Here is a 15,803-nt window from a genome sequence, read left to right as displayed (position 1 = left end):
CGTGTGTCCCGCGTCACAATGAACAGGCGGAACCCGGCAGGCTCACCCGGACAGCTCATTGAGGTGAGCACTGATATGCGAACCCGGATACGGGCTGGGGAGCCGAGCGCCTTCGCGGAGCTGTTCGACAGCTATGCCCGCGCGGTCTACAACCACGCCTTCCGCCTCACCGCCGACTGGTCCACGGCCGAGGACGTGATGGCCACGACCTTCATGGAGGCATGGCGACTGCGCGACAAGGTCTCCGCCGAGGGCGGCTCGCCGCGCCCCTGGCTGCTGGGCATCGCCACCAACACCGCGCGCAACCACGTCCGGAGCAACCGGCGGTACCGAGCGGCGGCCACCGCCGCCGCGGCGGCGGAACGCGCGCTGCCCGACCACGCCGAGGAGGTGTCCGGCCGGATCGACGACCGCCGGCGCCTCGCCGCGGCGCTCACCGCGCTCGCCACGCTGCGCAGAACCGAGCGCGAGGTGCTGACGCTCTGCCTGTGGGAGGGCCTGGAGTACACGGCCGCCGCGGCGGCGTTGGGGATCCCCGTCGGCACGGTCCGCTCCCGCCTGTCCCGGGCCCGGGTGAAGCTGCGGAAGCTGACCGAGGCGGAACTGGCGCAGCCGACGGGGCCACCTCCCGAAAACGTACGCGACCCCGGAAAAATCCCGCGCGGAAAAGTCCCGCGCGGAAAAACGGAACCCGCCCCCCACGCCCGACAGACAAGAGGTGACCGCATCCACGCGGTCCGGCCCGCCCAGGAGGGAAACCGATGAACGCGAACTCGTCCCGGCAGAGCCCGGCCGAGTGGGAGGAAAGCGCGCACCTCCTCCCCCAGCCGGCGCGTGATCTGCCGACGGGCCGTCACCAGTTCCACAAGGAGCGTCTGATGGCCCACATCCAGCAGGAACAGCACAACGTGACGGCCGCCGCCACCCCGGCGACGGAGGTACGAGAGGCCACGACGACGCGCCGCTTCCGGCTGCCGCGCCCGGCGATCGCCCTGCCCGCGATGGCACTCGCCCTCGCCGGAGCGGTCGTCGCCGGGGCCGCCGTGTACAACGGAGGTGGTTCCGGAAGCGGAACCTCCGGAACCGGCAACGTCGCCACCGGCCCGGCCCTGACCACCGACATCGGCACCGGGACCACCAAGGGCGTCCCCCAGCTGCTCGACCAGATCTCACTGGCGGCGGCGGAGGGCGGCCACCCCGACGTCAAGCCCGGCCAGTACATCTACATCGCGTCCAAGACGGCCGACACGTACGTGAAGACCGTCGACGACAAGTCCACCCTGGTGAGCGAGAAGCCGTACCTGCGCCAGACGTGGATGTCCGCCGACGGCACCGAGGGCTGGCTGATCGACCCCACCTCCGAGCGGCCGGACGGGGAGCCCCTGAGCGGTCCGGACGAGCAGGGCAACGCGCTGGAGCCCGGCATCAACCACCCGACGTACGACTTCCTGGCCGGCCTGACCACGGACCCCGACGAACTGCTGAAGCTCATCTACAACGAGACCAAGGGCCAGGGCAACAGCCCCGACCAGCAGGCGTTCTCCACCATCGGTGACCTGCTGGGCGAGAGCTACCCGCCGGCGGAGCTCTACGCGGCCCTGTTCAAGGCGGCGGCGAAGATCCCCGGCGTGATCATGGTGGACGACGCGGTGGACGCGGCGGGCCGGCACGGCGTCGCGGTGGCCCGGGTGGACTCGGCCGGCGGCTCGCGCGAAGAGTGGATCTTCGACAAGAAGACCCACGCCTTCCTCGGCGAACGCGTCGTCCAGGTGAAGGGGGCGTCCGGCGACGACGGCCTGATCAAGCCCGGCACCGTCACCTTCGTCAGCGCCATCGTCACCCGCGCGATCGTCGACGACATGAAGCAGCCCCCGTCCCAGGCCGGCTGACCATCCACCCGAGCGGCCCCCGAACAGCCCTCGCCCCGTACGGACGACGAGCGTCCGACGAGCGGACGACGGAACGCCCCGGTCCTGTTGGCCGGGGCGTTCCGCGTCGGTGGTGTGCTGACGTCGTTTACCTCAGGAACGTGATCCGGTCCGCCGACGGCGGGGCCAGGGGGGACTGCGCGCTGGAGTTCGCCGCCAGGTAGGCGTTGAGCATGTCCAGGTCCGACGCGCCGACCAGCTTGTTCTTGCCCTCGGCGAAGACCGGGAAGCCGTCGCCGCCGCCCGCCAGGAACTCGTTCATCGCGACCCGGTAGGTCTTCGCCGGGTCGATCGCGTCGCCGTTCAGCTTCACCGAGTCCGTGACCAGCCGGGCCGCGCCCGTCTTGGTCATGTCCAGGGTGTACGTGAAGCCCTCGGAGACCTGGAGGATCTTCGGGGAGGCCTCGTTGGAGCCGCTGACCTGCTGCCGGAGCGCCGTGATCAGCTGGGCGCCGGTCAGGTCGACCGCGTTCATCATGTTGGTGAACGGCTGCACCGTGAAGGCCTCGCCGTACGTCACCACCCCGTCGCCCTCGCTGCCCGACGCCTTGTGGACGAGGTCGGCACGGATACCGCCCGGGTTCATGAACGCGATCTGCGCGCCGCCCTTGTCCGCCGGGGACATGCCCTTGAGCTGCGCGTCCGCGATCAGGTCGCCGAGCGGGGTCTCCGGGGTGGTCGCGCCGCGGCCGTTGATGTCGGCGGAGATGTAGCCCTGCGGGGCGTTCGCGATCGGCGCGGCCAGCTTGTTCCAGCGGCCGATCAGGTCCGTCATGTCCTTGGCCTTGGGCTGCTCACGGCTGACGATGTGGTTGGCCGTCTTCACGCTCTTCACGCTCGTCCGCACGATGTCGTTCGTACGGCGGTCGTAGGTGAGCGTGGTGTCCGTGTACAGCTTGCCGAACGACGAGGCCGACGTGACCAGTCGCGGCTTGCCCGCCGGGTCCGGGATCGTACACGCGTACGCCTGGTGGGTGTGGCCCGTGACCAGCGCGTCGACCTTGGACGTGATGCCCTTCGCGATCTCGACGATCGGACCGGAGATGCCGTCCCCGGCGCCCGGGCTGTCGCAGTCGTAGTTGTACGAGGACGAGGCCGGCGCCCCGCCCTCGTGGATCAGCGTCACGATCGACTTGACGCCTTGTTTGTCCAATTCCTTGGCGTACTTGTTGACGGTTTCGATTTCGTCGTGGAACTTCAGTCCCTTGACGCCTTCGGCCGTCACGATGTTCGGCGTGCCCTCCAGGGTCACCCCGATGAAGCCGACCTTGACGCCGTTCTTCTTCCACACCGTGTACGGCTTGAGGACCGGCTTCCCGGTCTTCTCGGACGTGACGTTCGCGGCGAGGTAGGGGAAGTCCGCGCCCTTGAACTTCTTCCCCTTCTCGTAGCAGCCCGCGGTGGGGTGGCAGCCGCCGTTCTGGAGCCGGGCCAGCTCGACCGCGCCCTCGTCGAACTCGTGGTTGCCGACCGTCGTCACATCGAGGTCGATCTTGTTGAGCGCCTCGATCGTCGGCTCGTCGTGGAAGAGGCCGGACAGCAGCGGGCTGGCTCCGACCATGTCGCCGCCGGCCGCGGTGATCGAGTACGGGTGGCCCTTGCGCGCGTCGCGCAGCGAGGTCGCCAGGTACTCCACCCCGCCCGCCGGGATCGTCTTCGTCGTGCCGTCGGCCTGCTTCTCCGTGACGCTGCCGGCCGAGCCCGCGGGCGGCTCCAGGTTGCCGTGCAGGTCGTTGAAGGACAGCAGCTGTACGTCGACGGTCCTGCCCTGCCCCTGAGCCGGGCTCGGGCTCGGGCTCCGGTCCTCGTTGGCGGCGGCCGGCATCGCCGCGACGATCGCGCCGACGGTGGCCAGGCCCGCGGCGGTGGCGACCACTCGCCGGGCCACGCGGTTCTTCTGCGGTACTGACATCGGTCCTCTTGGTCCCCTTGCTGAGTTGGACGCCCCGTCGAAGCGTTCGCCGTTCGGCTGATGGCCGCCGGCCGCCGGGTCGCCGGGTCGCCGGCAAGGTGACGGTGGCGAGCCGAAGCCTATGGTCGACGCGCGTAGCACAACAGGGGGTGCCGGGTTACGAGCTGATTGCCGTTGGGGGGCGCCGGGCCGCCGCCGGACCGGCCGCGAGGCGTGCGCGCTGCCACGACAGGGCCCTCCACGCCCGGTCCGTACCGCGCTCTGTCGTACGTCCGCCGTACCCTCGACGCATGACTGACGCAAGCGCCCACGAGCCCGGCCGGCAGATCCAGACCCTCGACGCGCTCACGCCCGAGCAGGCCGAGGAGGTCACCGGCCTGCTGGCGGCAGCCGCCGAGTCGGACGGCGTCCAGGCCGTCTCCGAGCAGGGCCGGCTCCAGCTGCGCGGCGGGCGCCGCCCGGGGGTACGGCACTTCCTGGTCACCGTCGAGGGCGAACTCGTCGGGTACGGGCAGCTGGAGGACACCGACCCCGTCGAGGCCCCGGCCGTCGAACTGGTCGTCCACCCCGCCTGCCGGGGCCGGGGCCACGGCCGGGCGCTCGGGGCCGCGCTGATGGCCGCCTCCGGCAAGCGGCTGCGGGCCTGGGCGCACGGCGGGAAGTCGGCCGCGCGCCATCTGGCCCAGGTGCTCGGGCTGACGCTCTTCCGCGAACTGCGCCAGCTGCGGATGCCGTTGGTCCCGCTGACCGTCCCGGACCCGGAGCTGCCGGCCGGCGTCACCGTCCGTACGTTCGTCCCCGGCCAGGACGACGCCGCCTGGCTCGCGGTCAACGCCGCCGCCTTCGCCCACCACCCCGAACAGGGCGCCCTGACCCAGCGGGACCTGGACGACCGGACCGCCGAGCCGTGGTTCGACCCCAAGGGGTTCTTCCTGGCGGAGCGCGACGGCGAGCTGATCGGCTTCCACTGGACCAAGGTGCACGCGGCGGAGCAGCTCGGCGAGGTGTACGTCCTCGGCATCCGGCCCGACGCCCAGGGCGGCGGCCTCGGCAAGGCGCTCACCGCGATCGGCCTGCGGCACCTGGCGGCGGAGGGGCTGCCGACGGCGATGCTATACGTGGACGCGGACAACACGGCGGCGGTGTCGGTGTACGAGCGGCTGGGGTTCACCACGCACGAGGTCGACCTGATGTACCGCACGGAGTCCTGACCCGCCCGTTCCAGGGCATAAGGGGCGGCGTCATTGACGCCGCCCCTCCCCTCGGCCATGCTTTCACTACTTACCTAGTGAAAGGGTGTTTGGGGTGATCGAGTACCGCATCGACCGGCGCAGCGGCGTCGCCACCTATCTCCAGATCGTCCAGCAGACCAAACAAGCCCTGCGCCTCGGCCTGCTGGAGCCCGGGGACAAGCTGCCCACCGCCCGTGAGGTGGTCGAGGCAACGGCCGTCAACCCCAACACCGTGCTCAAGGCGTACCGCGAACTGGAGCGCGAGGGCCTGGCCGAGGGCCGGCGCGGGCTCGGCACGTTCGTACGGGGCACCCTCGGCCACGGCTCGGCGGACAGCGCCCTGCGGGCGGAACTGGCCGCCTGGGTGACCCGCGCGCGGGCGGAAGGCATGGAGAAGGACGACGTGACCGCGCTCTTCACAGCCGTGATCGACGAGACATTCGAAGACAAGGCATTCGAAGACGAGACATCCAAAGGGGATGGCGCATGACAAGCTCGGCGATCGAGGCGACCGGCCTCGGCCAACGGTACGGAACCCGATGGAAGGGGCGCTGGGCCCTGCGCGGCTGCTCCTTCCGGATACCGACGGGCCGCGTCTGCGCGCTCGTCGGCCCCAACGGCGCGGGCAAGTCCACGCTGCTCGCCCAGGCGGCCGGGCTGCTGCTCCCCACCGAGGGCTCGGTCCGTACCCTCGGCGCCGTCCCGTCGGCCGCCCGCGAGCGCATCGCGTACGTGGCCCAGGAAAAGCCGCTCTACCCGCGGTTGACGGTCGACGAGACGCTGCGCATGGGGCACACGCTGAACCCCGGGCGCTGGGACGCGGCGACGGCCGAGCGGATCGTCGAGGGCGGCACGCTCGACCGCGGCGCCCGGATCCGTACGCTCTCCGGCGGCCAGCGCACCCGCGTGGCCCTCGCCCTCGCCCTCGGCAAGCGGCCCGAACTGCTCCTGCTGGACGAGCCGATGGCCGACCTCGACCCGCTCGCCCGCCATCAGCTGATGGGCATCCTGCTGGGCGGCGCGGCGGAGCACGGCACCACCGTCCTGATCTCCTCGCACATCCTCGCCGAGCTGGAGAACGCCTGCGACTACCTGCTGCTGATGGACGGCGGCCGGGTACGGCTCGGCGGCGAGGTGGACGACATCCTCACCGCCCACACCGTGGTGACGGGGCCGGCGGGCGACCTGGGACCGCACACGGTGGTCGAGTCCCGTACGACGGGCCGGCAGCTCACCGCGCTGGTCCGGCCGGACGGCCCGCTGGACGACACCTGGCAGACCCATGCCCCGTCCCTGGAGGAACTGTTGCTGTCGCACCTGCGCTCCCCCGACGCGCCGCCGCTGCTCACCCCGAGCGCCGAGGCAGAGCCGGCCGCGCTCCGGAAGGCGGTGTCCGCATGAGCGCTCCGACCCTGCGCCCGCCGGCCCCGGGCGACCCGGCCTCCGGCAACCCGGCCCCGCGCCCACCGGCCCCGCGCGGCCCGGTCCTGGTGACCGTACGGCTGCACCGCCTCACGCTGTGGGCGCTGCCCGCGCTCCTGGTGCTGGCGGCCGCGCTCATGTTCTACCAGTGGCGCCACACCGCCGCCGTGGCCGCCGACTTCGCGGGGACCGGCTGCTCCGTCGAACGCACCACGCAGGAGTGCGGGGACACCGTCCGCTACTTCGTGGACAGCCTGTTCGACCTCCGCCGGTACCTCAACTACGCGGGCCTCGCGCTGCTGGTGCTGCCCGGGCTCGTCGGCGCGTTCGTCGCGGGCCCGGTGATCGCCCGGGAGCTGGAGTCCGGCACGTACAAACTCGCCTGGACACAGTCCGTCTCCCCGGCCCGCTGGCTCGCGGCGAGGCTCGCCGTGCCGACGCTGTGGGCGGTCGCCCTCCTGTCCGTGGCCGTCGTCCTCTTCCGCTGGGCCCAGGCCACGGCTCCGGCGGGCCTCTACCCCTTGAACTGGTACGACCGGCTGGGATTCACCGGGCTCGGACCACTGCCCGTGGCGTACGCCCTGTTCGGCATCGCGGTCGGCGCGCTCATCGGCCTCCTGGCGCGCCGTACGGTCGTGGCCATGTCCCTCGCCCTGCTCGCCGTGGGGTCGGTCCTGGCGCTCTTCAACCAGTACCTGCGCAGCCGTCTCTGGCCGACGGTGACCGCCGAGGGCAAGCAGCAGTACTTCGAGGAGAACGCCTGGGTCGTCCAGCAGGGGGCGGTGACGCCGTCCGGCCGCAGGGCGTCCTACGGGGAGTGCCTACCCATCGACCTGTCCCCGTGCGCGGATGCCGGCGGTGGGCTCACCCACTTCGTCGACTACCACCCCGCCGCCCACTTCTGGCCCCTCCAGCTCGTGGAGACGGGCATCGTCCTGGCCCTGGCGGCGGTCGCCGCGTTCGCCGCGTTCCGGATCGTCCGCCGCCTGGGGTGACCGCAGCCGGGGAGCGCTCGCACGCGCCGCACCGACCCGCGTGCGTCGCGTCGACCCACATGCGTCACGCTGTTCTCGAACGCCGCTGGCCCACGTACGCCACGCTGACCTCGTACGTCGTGTCCGTGTACGCACCGCGCCCCGCGGGCGGGGCTCCCCGGAGGCCGGGCCCCGCCCGCGGGAGCCACGTTCCGCCCCCGGGGGATCAGGCCCGCCCCGCCCCCGGGGAGCCCCGTCCCGCTTTCCTTCACGTCATGTCGCCGTTACCGGGCATTCAGACACCCTTGTAAGTCTCTCTGAATGCAGCCCGCTGTGCCCCCCACACCGAACGGCAAGAGCACCGGCCCCTTCCGCCTCACCCCCGCCCTTTCCGACGCGCCCGTCGTCCCGTCCGCGCGGAACAATGGGGATATGAGCCAGCAGCCCGCCGAGGTACCGGTCCAGCAGCCCCAGCCCCCTCAGCAGCCGTCCGTGGGCTTCATAGCCGCGCACCGCCCCCACACGGTCGCCACCGCCGGCGCCACCCGTTCCGGCCTGGCCCCCGATCTCGACTCCGACCTCGACGCGTACGAGGTGGACGGCGCCGGCCCCGGGGGCGACGGCGAGCTGCCGCTGGGGCGGTTCCTGGACCGCGAGCGCAGCTGGCTCGCGTTCAACGAGCGGGTCCTGGAGCTCGCCGAGGATCCCGCGACCCCGCTCCTGGAGCGGGCCAACTTCCTCGCCATCTTCGCGTCCAACCTGGACGAGTTCTTCATGGTCCGGGTCGCCGGCCTCAAGCGCCGGATAGCGACCGGCGTCGCCACCCGCTCCGCCTCCGGCCTCCAGCCGCGCGAGGTGCTGGACCTGATCTGGACCCGGTCGCGCGAGCTCATGGCCCGGCACGCGGCCTGCTACCAGCAGGACGTCGCCCCGGCCCTGGCCGACGAGGGCATCCACATCATCCGCTGGCCCGAGCTGACCGAGAAGGAGCAGGCGCGTCTGTTCACGCTGTTCCGGCAGCAGATCTTCCCCGTCCTCACACCGCTGGCGGTGGACCCGGCGCACCCGTTCCCGTACATCTCCGGCCTCTCCCTCAACCTGGCCGTCGTCGTACGCAACCCGGTGACCGGCCACCGCCACTTCGCCCGGGTGAAGGTGCCGCCGCTGCTGTCCCGCTTCCTGGAGGCGTCGCCGCAGCGGTACGTGCCGCTGGAGGACGTCATAGCCGCGCACCTGGAGGAGCTGTTCCCCGGGATGGAGGTCCTCGCGCACCACATGTTCCGGGTCACGCGGAACGAGGACCTGGAGGTGGAGGAGGACGACGCCGAGAACCTCCTCAAGGCGCTGGAGAAGGAGCTCATGCGGCGCCGCTTCGGCCCGCCCGTACGGCTGGAGGTGGAGGAGTCCATCGACCCGTACGTCCTCGACCTGCTGGTCCGCGAACTGAAGGTGTCCGACGCGGAGGTCTATCCGCTGCCCGGCCCGCTGGACCTGACCGCGCTCTTCGGGACCGCGTCGCTGGACCGGCCGGAGCTGAAGTACCCCAAGTTCGTCGCGGGCACGCACCGCGACCTCGCCGAGGTGGAGTCGGCGTCCGCGCCGGACATATTCGGGGCGCTGCGCGAGCGGGACGTCCTGCTGCACCACCCGTACGACTCCTTCTCGACCTCCGTCCAGGCGTTCCTGGAGCAGGCCGCGGCCGATCCCGACGTGCTGGCGATCAAGCAGACGCTGTACCGCACCTCCGGTGACTCCCCGATCGTCGACGCGCTGATCGACGCCGCCGACTCGGGCAAGCAGGTCCTCGTCCTCGTCGAGATCAAGGCCCGCTTCGACGAGCAGGCCAACATCAAATGGGCGCGCAAGCTGGAGGAGTCCGGCTGCCACGTGGTGTACGGCCTGGTGGGGCTGAAGACGCACTGCAAGCTGTCGCTGGTGGTCCGCCAGGAGGGCGACACGCTGCGCCGCTACAGCCACGTCGGCACGGGCAACTACCACCCGAAGACGGCCCGGCTGTACGAGGACATCGGCCTGCTCACCGCGGACCCGCAGGTCGGCGCGGACCTCTCCGACCTGTTCAACCGGCTGTCCGGCTACTCGCGCCGGGAGACCTACCGCCGGCTGCTCGTCGCCCCGAAGTCGCTGCGCGACGGGCTGATCACCCGGATCAACAAGGAGATCGCGCACCACCGCGCGGGCCGCCCCGCCTACGTCCGCATCAAGGTCAACTCGATGGTCGACGAGGCGATCGTCGACGCCTGCTACCGGGCCGCGCGGGCCGGGGTGCCGGTGGACGTCTGGGTGCGGGGCATCTGCGCCCTGCGGCCGGGCGTGCCGGGGCTCTCGGAGAACATCCGGGTACGGTCCGTGCTCGGCCGGTTCCTGGAGCACTCGCGCATCTTCGCGTTCGGCAACGGCGGGGAGCCGGAGGTCTGGATCGGCAGCGCGGACATGATGCACCGCAACCTCGACCGCCGCATCGAAGCGCTGGTCAGGGTGGTGGACCCGGCGCACCGCGCGTCCCTGATCCGGCTGCTCGACACGGGGATGTCCGACTCCACGTCCTCCTGGCACCTCGGCCCGGACGGCAACTGGACCCGGCACGCGACGGACGCGGACGGATCGCCGCTGCGGCACGTACAGGAAATGCTCATAGACGCCCGGAGGCGCAGGCGTGCAGCACCATGAAGTGGACACCGACCGTCGCCCCGGCTCCGGGCGCCCGGACACCGGCCGTCGTGGGACCGCCGGGCGACAGGGGGCCGGTGGGTCCGGCTCCGATCCCGACGGGGCCGCCGGGTCCGGCGCTGATGCGGGCTCCCCTCCCGGCTCGGCTCCCGGCTCCGATCCCCGCGCCCCGGGCGGCGCCGGGAGAGCGCCGTCCGGTGGCGGGTTTACGCCCGGCGTCCGTGGCGGCGGCCCCGCGCCGGCGCCGGAGGACCAGCGGGTGACCGCGGGCGACCGGCTCACCGCGGGCGAGGTCCTGGCGGGCTATCTGCACGCCAGGGCCGGTGACTTCCTGCGCGGGGTGCGGCTGTACGAGGAGAGCGGCGCGGACGCCGCGGCGGCCGAGTCGGCGGCGCGCTCGCTGCGCGGCTCGGCGCGCAGGATCGGCGGGGCGCTGCACACGTTCCGGCCGCTGCTGGACCCCGGCTGGGCCGACCAGCTCGTCACGGAACTGGGCTGGCTCACCGGCACGCTCGCCCAGGAACAGGCGTGCGCGAACCGGCTGCACCGGCTGATGGGGGCGCTGGCGCGGCTGTCGGTGCCCGCGCCCCCCGTACCGGCGCCCGTCCCCGCACCGGCGGCCGTGCCGGTGTCCGCGGGCGGCGGCCGTACGGGACGGGAGCGGGGCGAACGGGCTGAACGGGGCGGCCGTACGGAACGGCAGACCGCGGCCGGGCCGTCCGCGCGGGGCGGATTTTCCGCGCCGTCCGCCGCGCCCGGCCCTTCGGACACCTCCGGCACCTCGATCCCGTCCCGCCCGTCCGGCCCTTCAGGTCCATCCGCTCCATCCGGCCCGCCATCCGGCCCGTCCGGAACCCTGGCCGTCGGGGCCTCCCGGGCCGGCGCGCTGCTGGAGCGCCGGCTCACCCTGGCCAGGACACGCGCCCACTCCGCCGCTCTCCAGGCGCTCGGCTCGTCGCGCTTCCACGCGGTGGCGGACTCGGTGGCGGTCCTCGCCTCCGAGGTGCCGCTGGCCCCGATCGCGAGCGCGCCGGCCGCCGAGCTGCTGCCCGGGCCCGCCGGGTACGCCGAACGCCGGCTGCTGGACGCCGTGAGCGCGCTCCCGCTGACCCGCGCCGCGCACCCGTACAACGCGGAGGCCCTGGTGAGCGGCCTGGCCACGACGGCGGACGGCGAGACGCAGGACGCGCCCTGGCACCACGTACGGCAGCTGCTGCGGCTGCACCGCTACGCCCAGGAGATCTGGTGCCCGGCGGGCACGGCCGACCCCGTGCTGACGGTGGCGGGCCAGGCCCTGGACCGGCACCGCGACGCGGCGGAGGCGGCGGCGGCCGCGGCGAACGCGGCCCGCACCCCCCGGATCGCCCCGGCGACGGCCTACGCGCTGGGCGTCCTGCACGCGGACCAGCGCCACGAGGTGGAGGCGGCGCGGTACGCGTTCCAGCGGGTGTGGCAGGAGGCGACGGTGACAAAGCCATGACGGCAGCCCCCGGGGCGCAGGTCCTGGCGGCGGGCTGCGTCCTGTGGCGCCGGGCCCCGTCCGGTTCCGGCATCGAACTGGCGCTGGTCCACCGCCCCAAGTACGACGACTGGTCCCACCCGAAGGGCAAGCTCAAGCGCGGCGAGCACGCCCGGGACGCGGCGGTCCGCGAGGTGCGGGAGGAGACCGGTATGACATGCGTCCTGGGCCCGGAACTGCCCACTCTGCGTTACGAGGTGGAGGCCCGCCCCAAGGAGGTCCGCTACTGGGCGGCCGAGGCGACCGGCGGCACCTTCGAGCCGAACCGCGAGGTGGACAGGCTCCTCTGGCTCCCCCCCAGCGCGGCAACGCAACGCCTGACGCAAGAGAGGGACAAGCTCCTGGTCGATGAGCTGCTGCGGACGCCGCTCCCGGCGCAGTGACCCTTCGGCCCCCGGCCCCGGCCCGGTCACGTGGGCCCGGGGCCGGCCGAGCCGTCCCGGAAGGCCCGTTCCGCAAGGCCACACACCCAGGTGTCCGTCGAGGTTCACCTCCCGTTCACTCCCGCCCGTCGGCGGCTTCACCTGATCTGCCTAATTTCGGCCTCACAAGGTGACGGACCGAGCACCGCCACCAGCCACCTCGACGCACGCCGCCGTACAACAGGCAGAGACCGGCGGCTCCTGGAAGGAACACCCGAAGTGAAGCTTCAGCGCAAGAACGGGCTGCGCGCCACCGCGCTCGGTGCCCTCGCCGTCTCCGGCGCCCTGGTTCTCACGGCGTGCGGATCCGACGACAACACGGCACCCGGCGACTCGGGCACCAAGGCCTCGGCGGCTTCCAAGGAGGTCTGCGCGGACGCCAAGGGCCAGCTGCGGGCGTCCGGCTCCAGCGCGCAGAAGAACGCGATGGACCTGTGGGTCAAGAACTACATGGCCACCTGCACCGGCGTCGAGGTCAACTACAAGTCCTCGTCGTCCGGCGAGGGCATCGTCGCCTTCAACCAGGGCACCGTGGGCTTCGCGGGCTCCGACTCGGCGCTCAAGCCCGAAGAGGTCGCCGAGTCGAAGCAGACCTGTAAGGGCGGCCAGGGCATCAACCTGCCCATGGTCGGCGGCCCGATCGCGATCGGCTACCACCTGCAGGGCGTGGACAACCTGGTCCTGGACGCCCCCACGCTGGCCAAGATCTTCGACAACAAGATCAAGAACTGGAACGACGAGGCGATCAAGAAGCTCAACCCGGACGCCAAGCTCCCGAACAAGCAGATCCAGGCGTTCCACCGCTCCGAGGACTCCGGCACCACCCAGAACCTCGGCAAGTACCTGGGCGCCGCGGCCGCCTCGGACTGGAAGTACGAGGCCGAGAAGAAGTGGCCCGCCCCGGGCGGCCAGGCGGCCTCCGGATCCTCCGGCGTGGCGACGCAGGTGAAGCAGGTGGACGGCTCGATCGGTTACTTCGAGCTCTCGTACGCCACCTCGCAGAAGATCCCCACGGTCAAGATCGACACCGGTGCCAGCGCGCCGGTCGAGGCGTCCTCGGCCAACGCGTCCAAGGCCATCGCCGCCGCCAAGATCAAGGGCACCGGCAAGGACCTGGCGCTCGACCTCGACTACGCCACCAAGGCCGACGGCGCCTACCCGATCGTCCTCGTGACGTACGAGATCGTCTGCGACAAGGGCAACAAGGCCGAGACCCTGCCCGCGGTCAAGTCCTTCCTGAACTACACCTCCAGCGAGGACGGCCAGAAGCTGCTCTCGGAGGCCGGTTACGCGCCGATCCCCGCCGAGATCAACGCCAAGGTCCGCGAGACCGTGAAGGGCCTCTCCTGACCAAGGCCCTCTCCTGACCAGGGCCCTCTCGTGACGCCGCCGGCCCGGAAGACCTCCGGGCCGGCGGCCGTCCACCCCATCCGGTGCACCGCCGCCAGGGGAGCCCCCTCTCCCCCACACAGACCGGAAAGACCATGGCTTCCACCACACCGATAGACACCCCGCCGGCACCACCGGCCAAGTCCTCGCCGGGCGGCTCGACCGGCCGCATGGGCGACACGGTCTTCTCGGGCCTCTCCAAGGGCTCGGGCATTCTGCTGCTCGTCATCATGGCGACGATCGCGGTCTTCCTCACCTACCGCGCCACGCTCGCCATCTCCCAGGACGAGGGCAACTTCCTCACGACCTTCGACTGGAACCCGGCCGGCGACCCGCCGGTCTTCGGCATCGCGGTCCTGCTCTTCGGCACGGTCGTCAGCTCCGTCATCGCGCTGGTGATCGCGGTTCCGGTGGCCGTCGGCATCGCGCTGTTCATCTCGCACTACGCGCCGCGCCGGCTGGCCGCGCCGCTCGCGTACGTCGTGGACCTGCTGGCCGCCGTGCCGTCGATCATCTACGGCATCTGGGGCGCCCTCTTCCTCGTGCCGTACCTCGACGGTCTGAACCTCTGGCTCGACCAGTACTTCTCCTGGACGTACATCTTCGACCAGACCCAGCCCGGCGTCGCCCGCAACATGTTCACCGTGGGCATCCTGCTGGCGATCATGATCCTGCCGATCATCACCAGCGTCAGCCGCGAGGTCTTCCTCCAGGTGCCGCGGATGAACGAGGAGGCGGCGCTCGCGCTCGGCGCCACCCGCTGGGAGGTCATCCGCATGTCGGTCCTCCCCTTCGGCCGCTCGGGCGTCATCTCCGCCTCGATGCTGGGCCTCGGCCGCGCGCTCGGCGAGACGATGGCCGTCGCCACGGTCCTCTCCCCGAACTTCGTGATGTCGCTCCACCTGCTGGACCCGGGCGGCGGAACGTTCGCCCAGAACATCGCGGCGAAGTTCGACGAGGCCGACCAGTTCGGGCGGGACGCGCTGATCGCGTCCGGCCTGGTGCTCTTCCTTCTCACCCTGCTGGTCAACGGCGCGGCCCGCCTCATCATCGCCCGCCGCAAGGAGTACTCGGGGGCCAACGCATGAGTAACGCACACAGCGGCGCGGCGGGCAACGGCCCGGCGGCCGGTCCGGCCGGAAGCGCGGCCATACAGAACAGGCCCGCCGCCCCGGCGACGGGCGAGAGCTCCGGCAGCGGCCCCGGCCCGGCCCCGAGCGGCGGCCCCGGCTCCGGCCCCGAGCGCCGGCAGAGTCTCAGCCAGCGCGGCCTGCCCCGCTGGGCGCCGGCCGGCTTCGCCGCCGCCGGCATCGTGATCGGCGTGGCCGTCGGCGCCGGCGCCGGTCTCCAGAGCCGGGTGCAGTGGGGCCTGATCGCGGTGGTCGCGTTCCTGGTCATCTCGTACGCGGTGACCTCGGCGGTGGAGAACAGCCGGCAGGCCAAGGACCGCCTCGCCACCAGCGTCGTCTGGGTCTGCTTCATCCTCGCCGTGATCCCGCTGTTCTCGCTGCTCTGGGTCACCGTCAGCCGCGGGATGAAGGTCCTCGACCCGTACTTCCTCAGCCACTCCATGGCCGGCGTCCCCAGCTCCCAGGCCGGCGGCGGTGTCTACCACGCGCTGATCGGCACGCTGGAGCAGGTCGGCATCGCCACCGTGATCGCCACGCCGATCGGCCTGCTGACCGCCGTCTACCTCGTCGAGTACGGCAAGGGCGCGCTGGCCAAGGCCGTCACCTTCTTCGTGGACGTCATGACGGGCATCCCGTCCATCGTCGCGGGTCTGTTCATCCTGGCGATCATGCTGATGGGCAAGATCGAGCCGTCCGGTCTGATGGGCTCGCTCGCCCTGGCGATCCTGATGATGCCGGTCGTGGTCCGCTCCACCGAGGAGATGCTCAAGCTCGTCCCTAACGAGCTGCGCGAGGCCGCGCTCGCCCTCGGCGTACCGAAGTGGCGGATGATCCTCAAGGTGGTCCTGCCGACCGCGATCGGCGGCATCACCACGGGTGTGATGCTCGCGATCGCCCGTATCGCCGGTGAGACCGCGCCGATCATCCTGCTCGTCTTCGGCAGCCAGCTGATCAACTCCAACCCCTTCGAAGGGGCGCAGTCGTCGCTGCCCTTCTACATTTACGAGCAGTACAAGGCCGGCGAGGTCGCGTCGATCGACCGCGCCTGGGCCGCGGCACTGGTGCTCATCGCCTTCGTCATGATCCTCAACCTGGTGGCGCGCGGAATCGCCCGCTGGAAGGCCCCGAAGACCGGCCGCTGAGGCCACGACATCCGGCTCCGCCGACCGGGGCCACGAAAGAAGCAG

General features: G+C 71.8%; 13 protein-coding genes. 12 read left to right on the top strand and 1 reads right to left on the bottom strand.

Translation table 11 applies throughout. The features are described 5' to 3' along the window. Positions 1 to 75: 75 nt before the first annotated feature. Together IG02_RS0132710 and IG02_RS0132705 are read left to right on the top strand one after the other, a co-directional pair. Entirely contained in the window at positions 76 to 765 is a 690-nt protein-coding gene (locus IG02_RS0132710) for an RNA polymerase sigma factor (protein ID WP_030756305.1), read from the top strand. After that, positions 762 to 1,889 (top strand): CU044_5270 family protein, encoded by a 1,128-nt coding sequence (locus IG02_RS0132705; protein WP_030756302.1) that lies wholly within the window; start codon positions 762 to 764, stop codon positions 1,887 to 1,889. The genes IG02_RS0132710 and IG02_RS0132705 overlap by 4 nt, the downstream gene beginning before the upstream one ends. A gap of 127 nt (positions 1,890 to 2,016) precedes the next feature. Here the strand turns inward: IG02_RS0132705 and IG02_RS0132700 are convergent, their stop codons facing one another. Beyond that, positions 2,017 to 3,840: a bifunctional metallophosphatase/5'-nucleotidase gene (locus IG02_RS0132700; RefSeq protein WP_051766044.1), complete on the bottom strand. Its 1,824-nt coding sequence runs from the start codon at positions 3,838 to 3,840 to the stop codon at positions 2,017 to 2,019. A gap of 290 nt (positions 3,841 to 4,130) precedes the next feature. Between IG02_RS0132700 and mshD the strand changes: the two genes are divergently transcribed. The 10 genes from mshD to pstA all read left to right on the top strand — a co-directional run bounded on the left by mshD (position 4,131) and on the right by pstA (position 15,758). Next, a complete protein-coding gene (gene mshD, locus IG02_RS0132695; RefSeq protein ID WP_030756296.1) occupies positions 4,131 to 5,051 on the top strand; it encodes a mycothiol synthase in 921 nt (306 codons plus the stop codon). A 94-nt stretch (positions 5,052 to 5,145) separates the two neighbouring features. After that, on the top strand, positions 5,146 to 5,562 hold the full coding sequence (locus tag IG02_RS0132690; protein WP_030756292.1) for a GntR family transcriptional regulator: 417 nt from the start codon (positions 5,146 to 5,148) through the stop codon (positions 5,560 to 5,562). Beyond that, the gene (locus tag IG02_RS0132685; RefSeq protein ID WP_030756289.1) at positions 5,559 to 6,473 is read left to right on the top strand and encodes an ABC transporter ATP-binding protein; all 915 of its coding nucleotides are present in this window, start codon (positions 5,559 to 5,561) and stop codon (positions 6,471 to 6,473) included. The genes IG02_RS0132690 and IG02_RS0132685 overlap by 4 nt, the downstream gene beginning before the upstream one ends. After that, positions 6,470 to 7,489: a hypothetical protein gene (locus IG02_RS0132680; RefSeq protein WP_030756286.1), complete on the top strand. Its 1,020-nt coding sequence runs from the start codon at positions 6,470 to 6,472 to the stop codon at positions 7,487 to 7,489. The genes IG02_RS0132685 and IG02_RS0132680 overlap by 4 nt, the downstream gene beginning before the upstream one ends. 411 nt (positions 7,490 to 7,900) lie before the next feature. Beyond that, a complete protein-coding gene (locus IG02_RS0132675; RefSeq protein WP_030756283.1) occupies positions 7,901 to 10,156 on the top strand; it encodes an RNA degradosome polyphosphate kinase in 2,256 nt (751 codons plus the stop codon). 340 nt (positions 10,157 to 10,496) lie between these two features. Continuing rightward, positions 10,497 to 11,636 carry a CHAD domain-containing protein gene (locus IG02_RS0132670; RefSeq protein ID WP_420707814.1) on the top strand — a complete coding sequence of 380 codons (1,140 nt, stop codon included), beginning with the start codon at positions 10,497 to 10,499 and terminating at the stop codon, positions 11,634 to 11,636. Beyond that, entirely contained in the window at positions 11,633 to 12,058 is a 426-nt protein-coding gene (locus IG02_RS0132665) for an NUDIX hydrolase (protein ID WP_030756275.1), read from the top strand. The genes IG02_RS0132670 and IG02_RS0132665 overlap by 4 nt, the downstream gene beginning before the upstream one ends. Positions 12,059 to 12,316: 258 nt before the next feature. Continuing rightward, the gene (gene pstS / locus IG02_RS0132660) at positions 12,317 to 13,447 is read left to right on the top strand and encodes a phosphate ABC transporter substrate-binding protein PstS (protein WP_030756270.1); all 1,131 of its coding nucleotides are present in this window, start codon (positions 12,317 to 12,319) and stop codon (positions 13,445 to 13,447) included. A gap of 134 nt (positions 13,448 to 13,581) precedes the next feature. After that, positions 13,582 to 14,574, top strand: a complete 993-nt coding sequence (gene pstC / locus IG02_RS0132655) for a phosphate ABC transporter permease subunit PstC (RefSeq protein ID WP_030756268.1) — start codon at positions 13,582 to 13,584, stop codon at positions 14,572 to 14,574. After that, entirely contained in the window at positions 14,571 to 15,758 is a 1,188-nt protein-coding gene (gene pstA, locus IG02_RS0132650) for a phosphate ABC transporter permease PstA (protein WP_078855021.1), read from the top strand. Before pstC ends, pstA begins: the two co-directional genes overlap by 4 nt. The last annotated feature ends 45 nt before the right edge of the window (positions 15,759 to 15,803 follow it).

The organism is Streptomyces sp. NRRL F-5135, assembly GCF_000719775.1.
In the GTDB taxonomy this organism is placed as follows: Bacteria; Actinomycetota; Actinomycetes; order Streptomycetales; family Streptomycetaceae; genus Streptomyces; species Streptomyces hebeiensis.
Note: the sequence above shows the minus strand (reverse complement) of the source record. Positions and strands in the feature narration are given on the sequence as shown.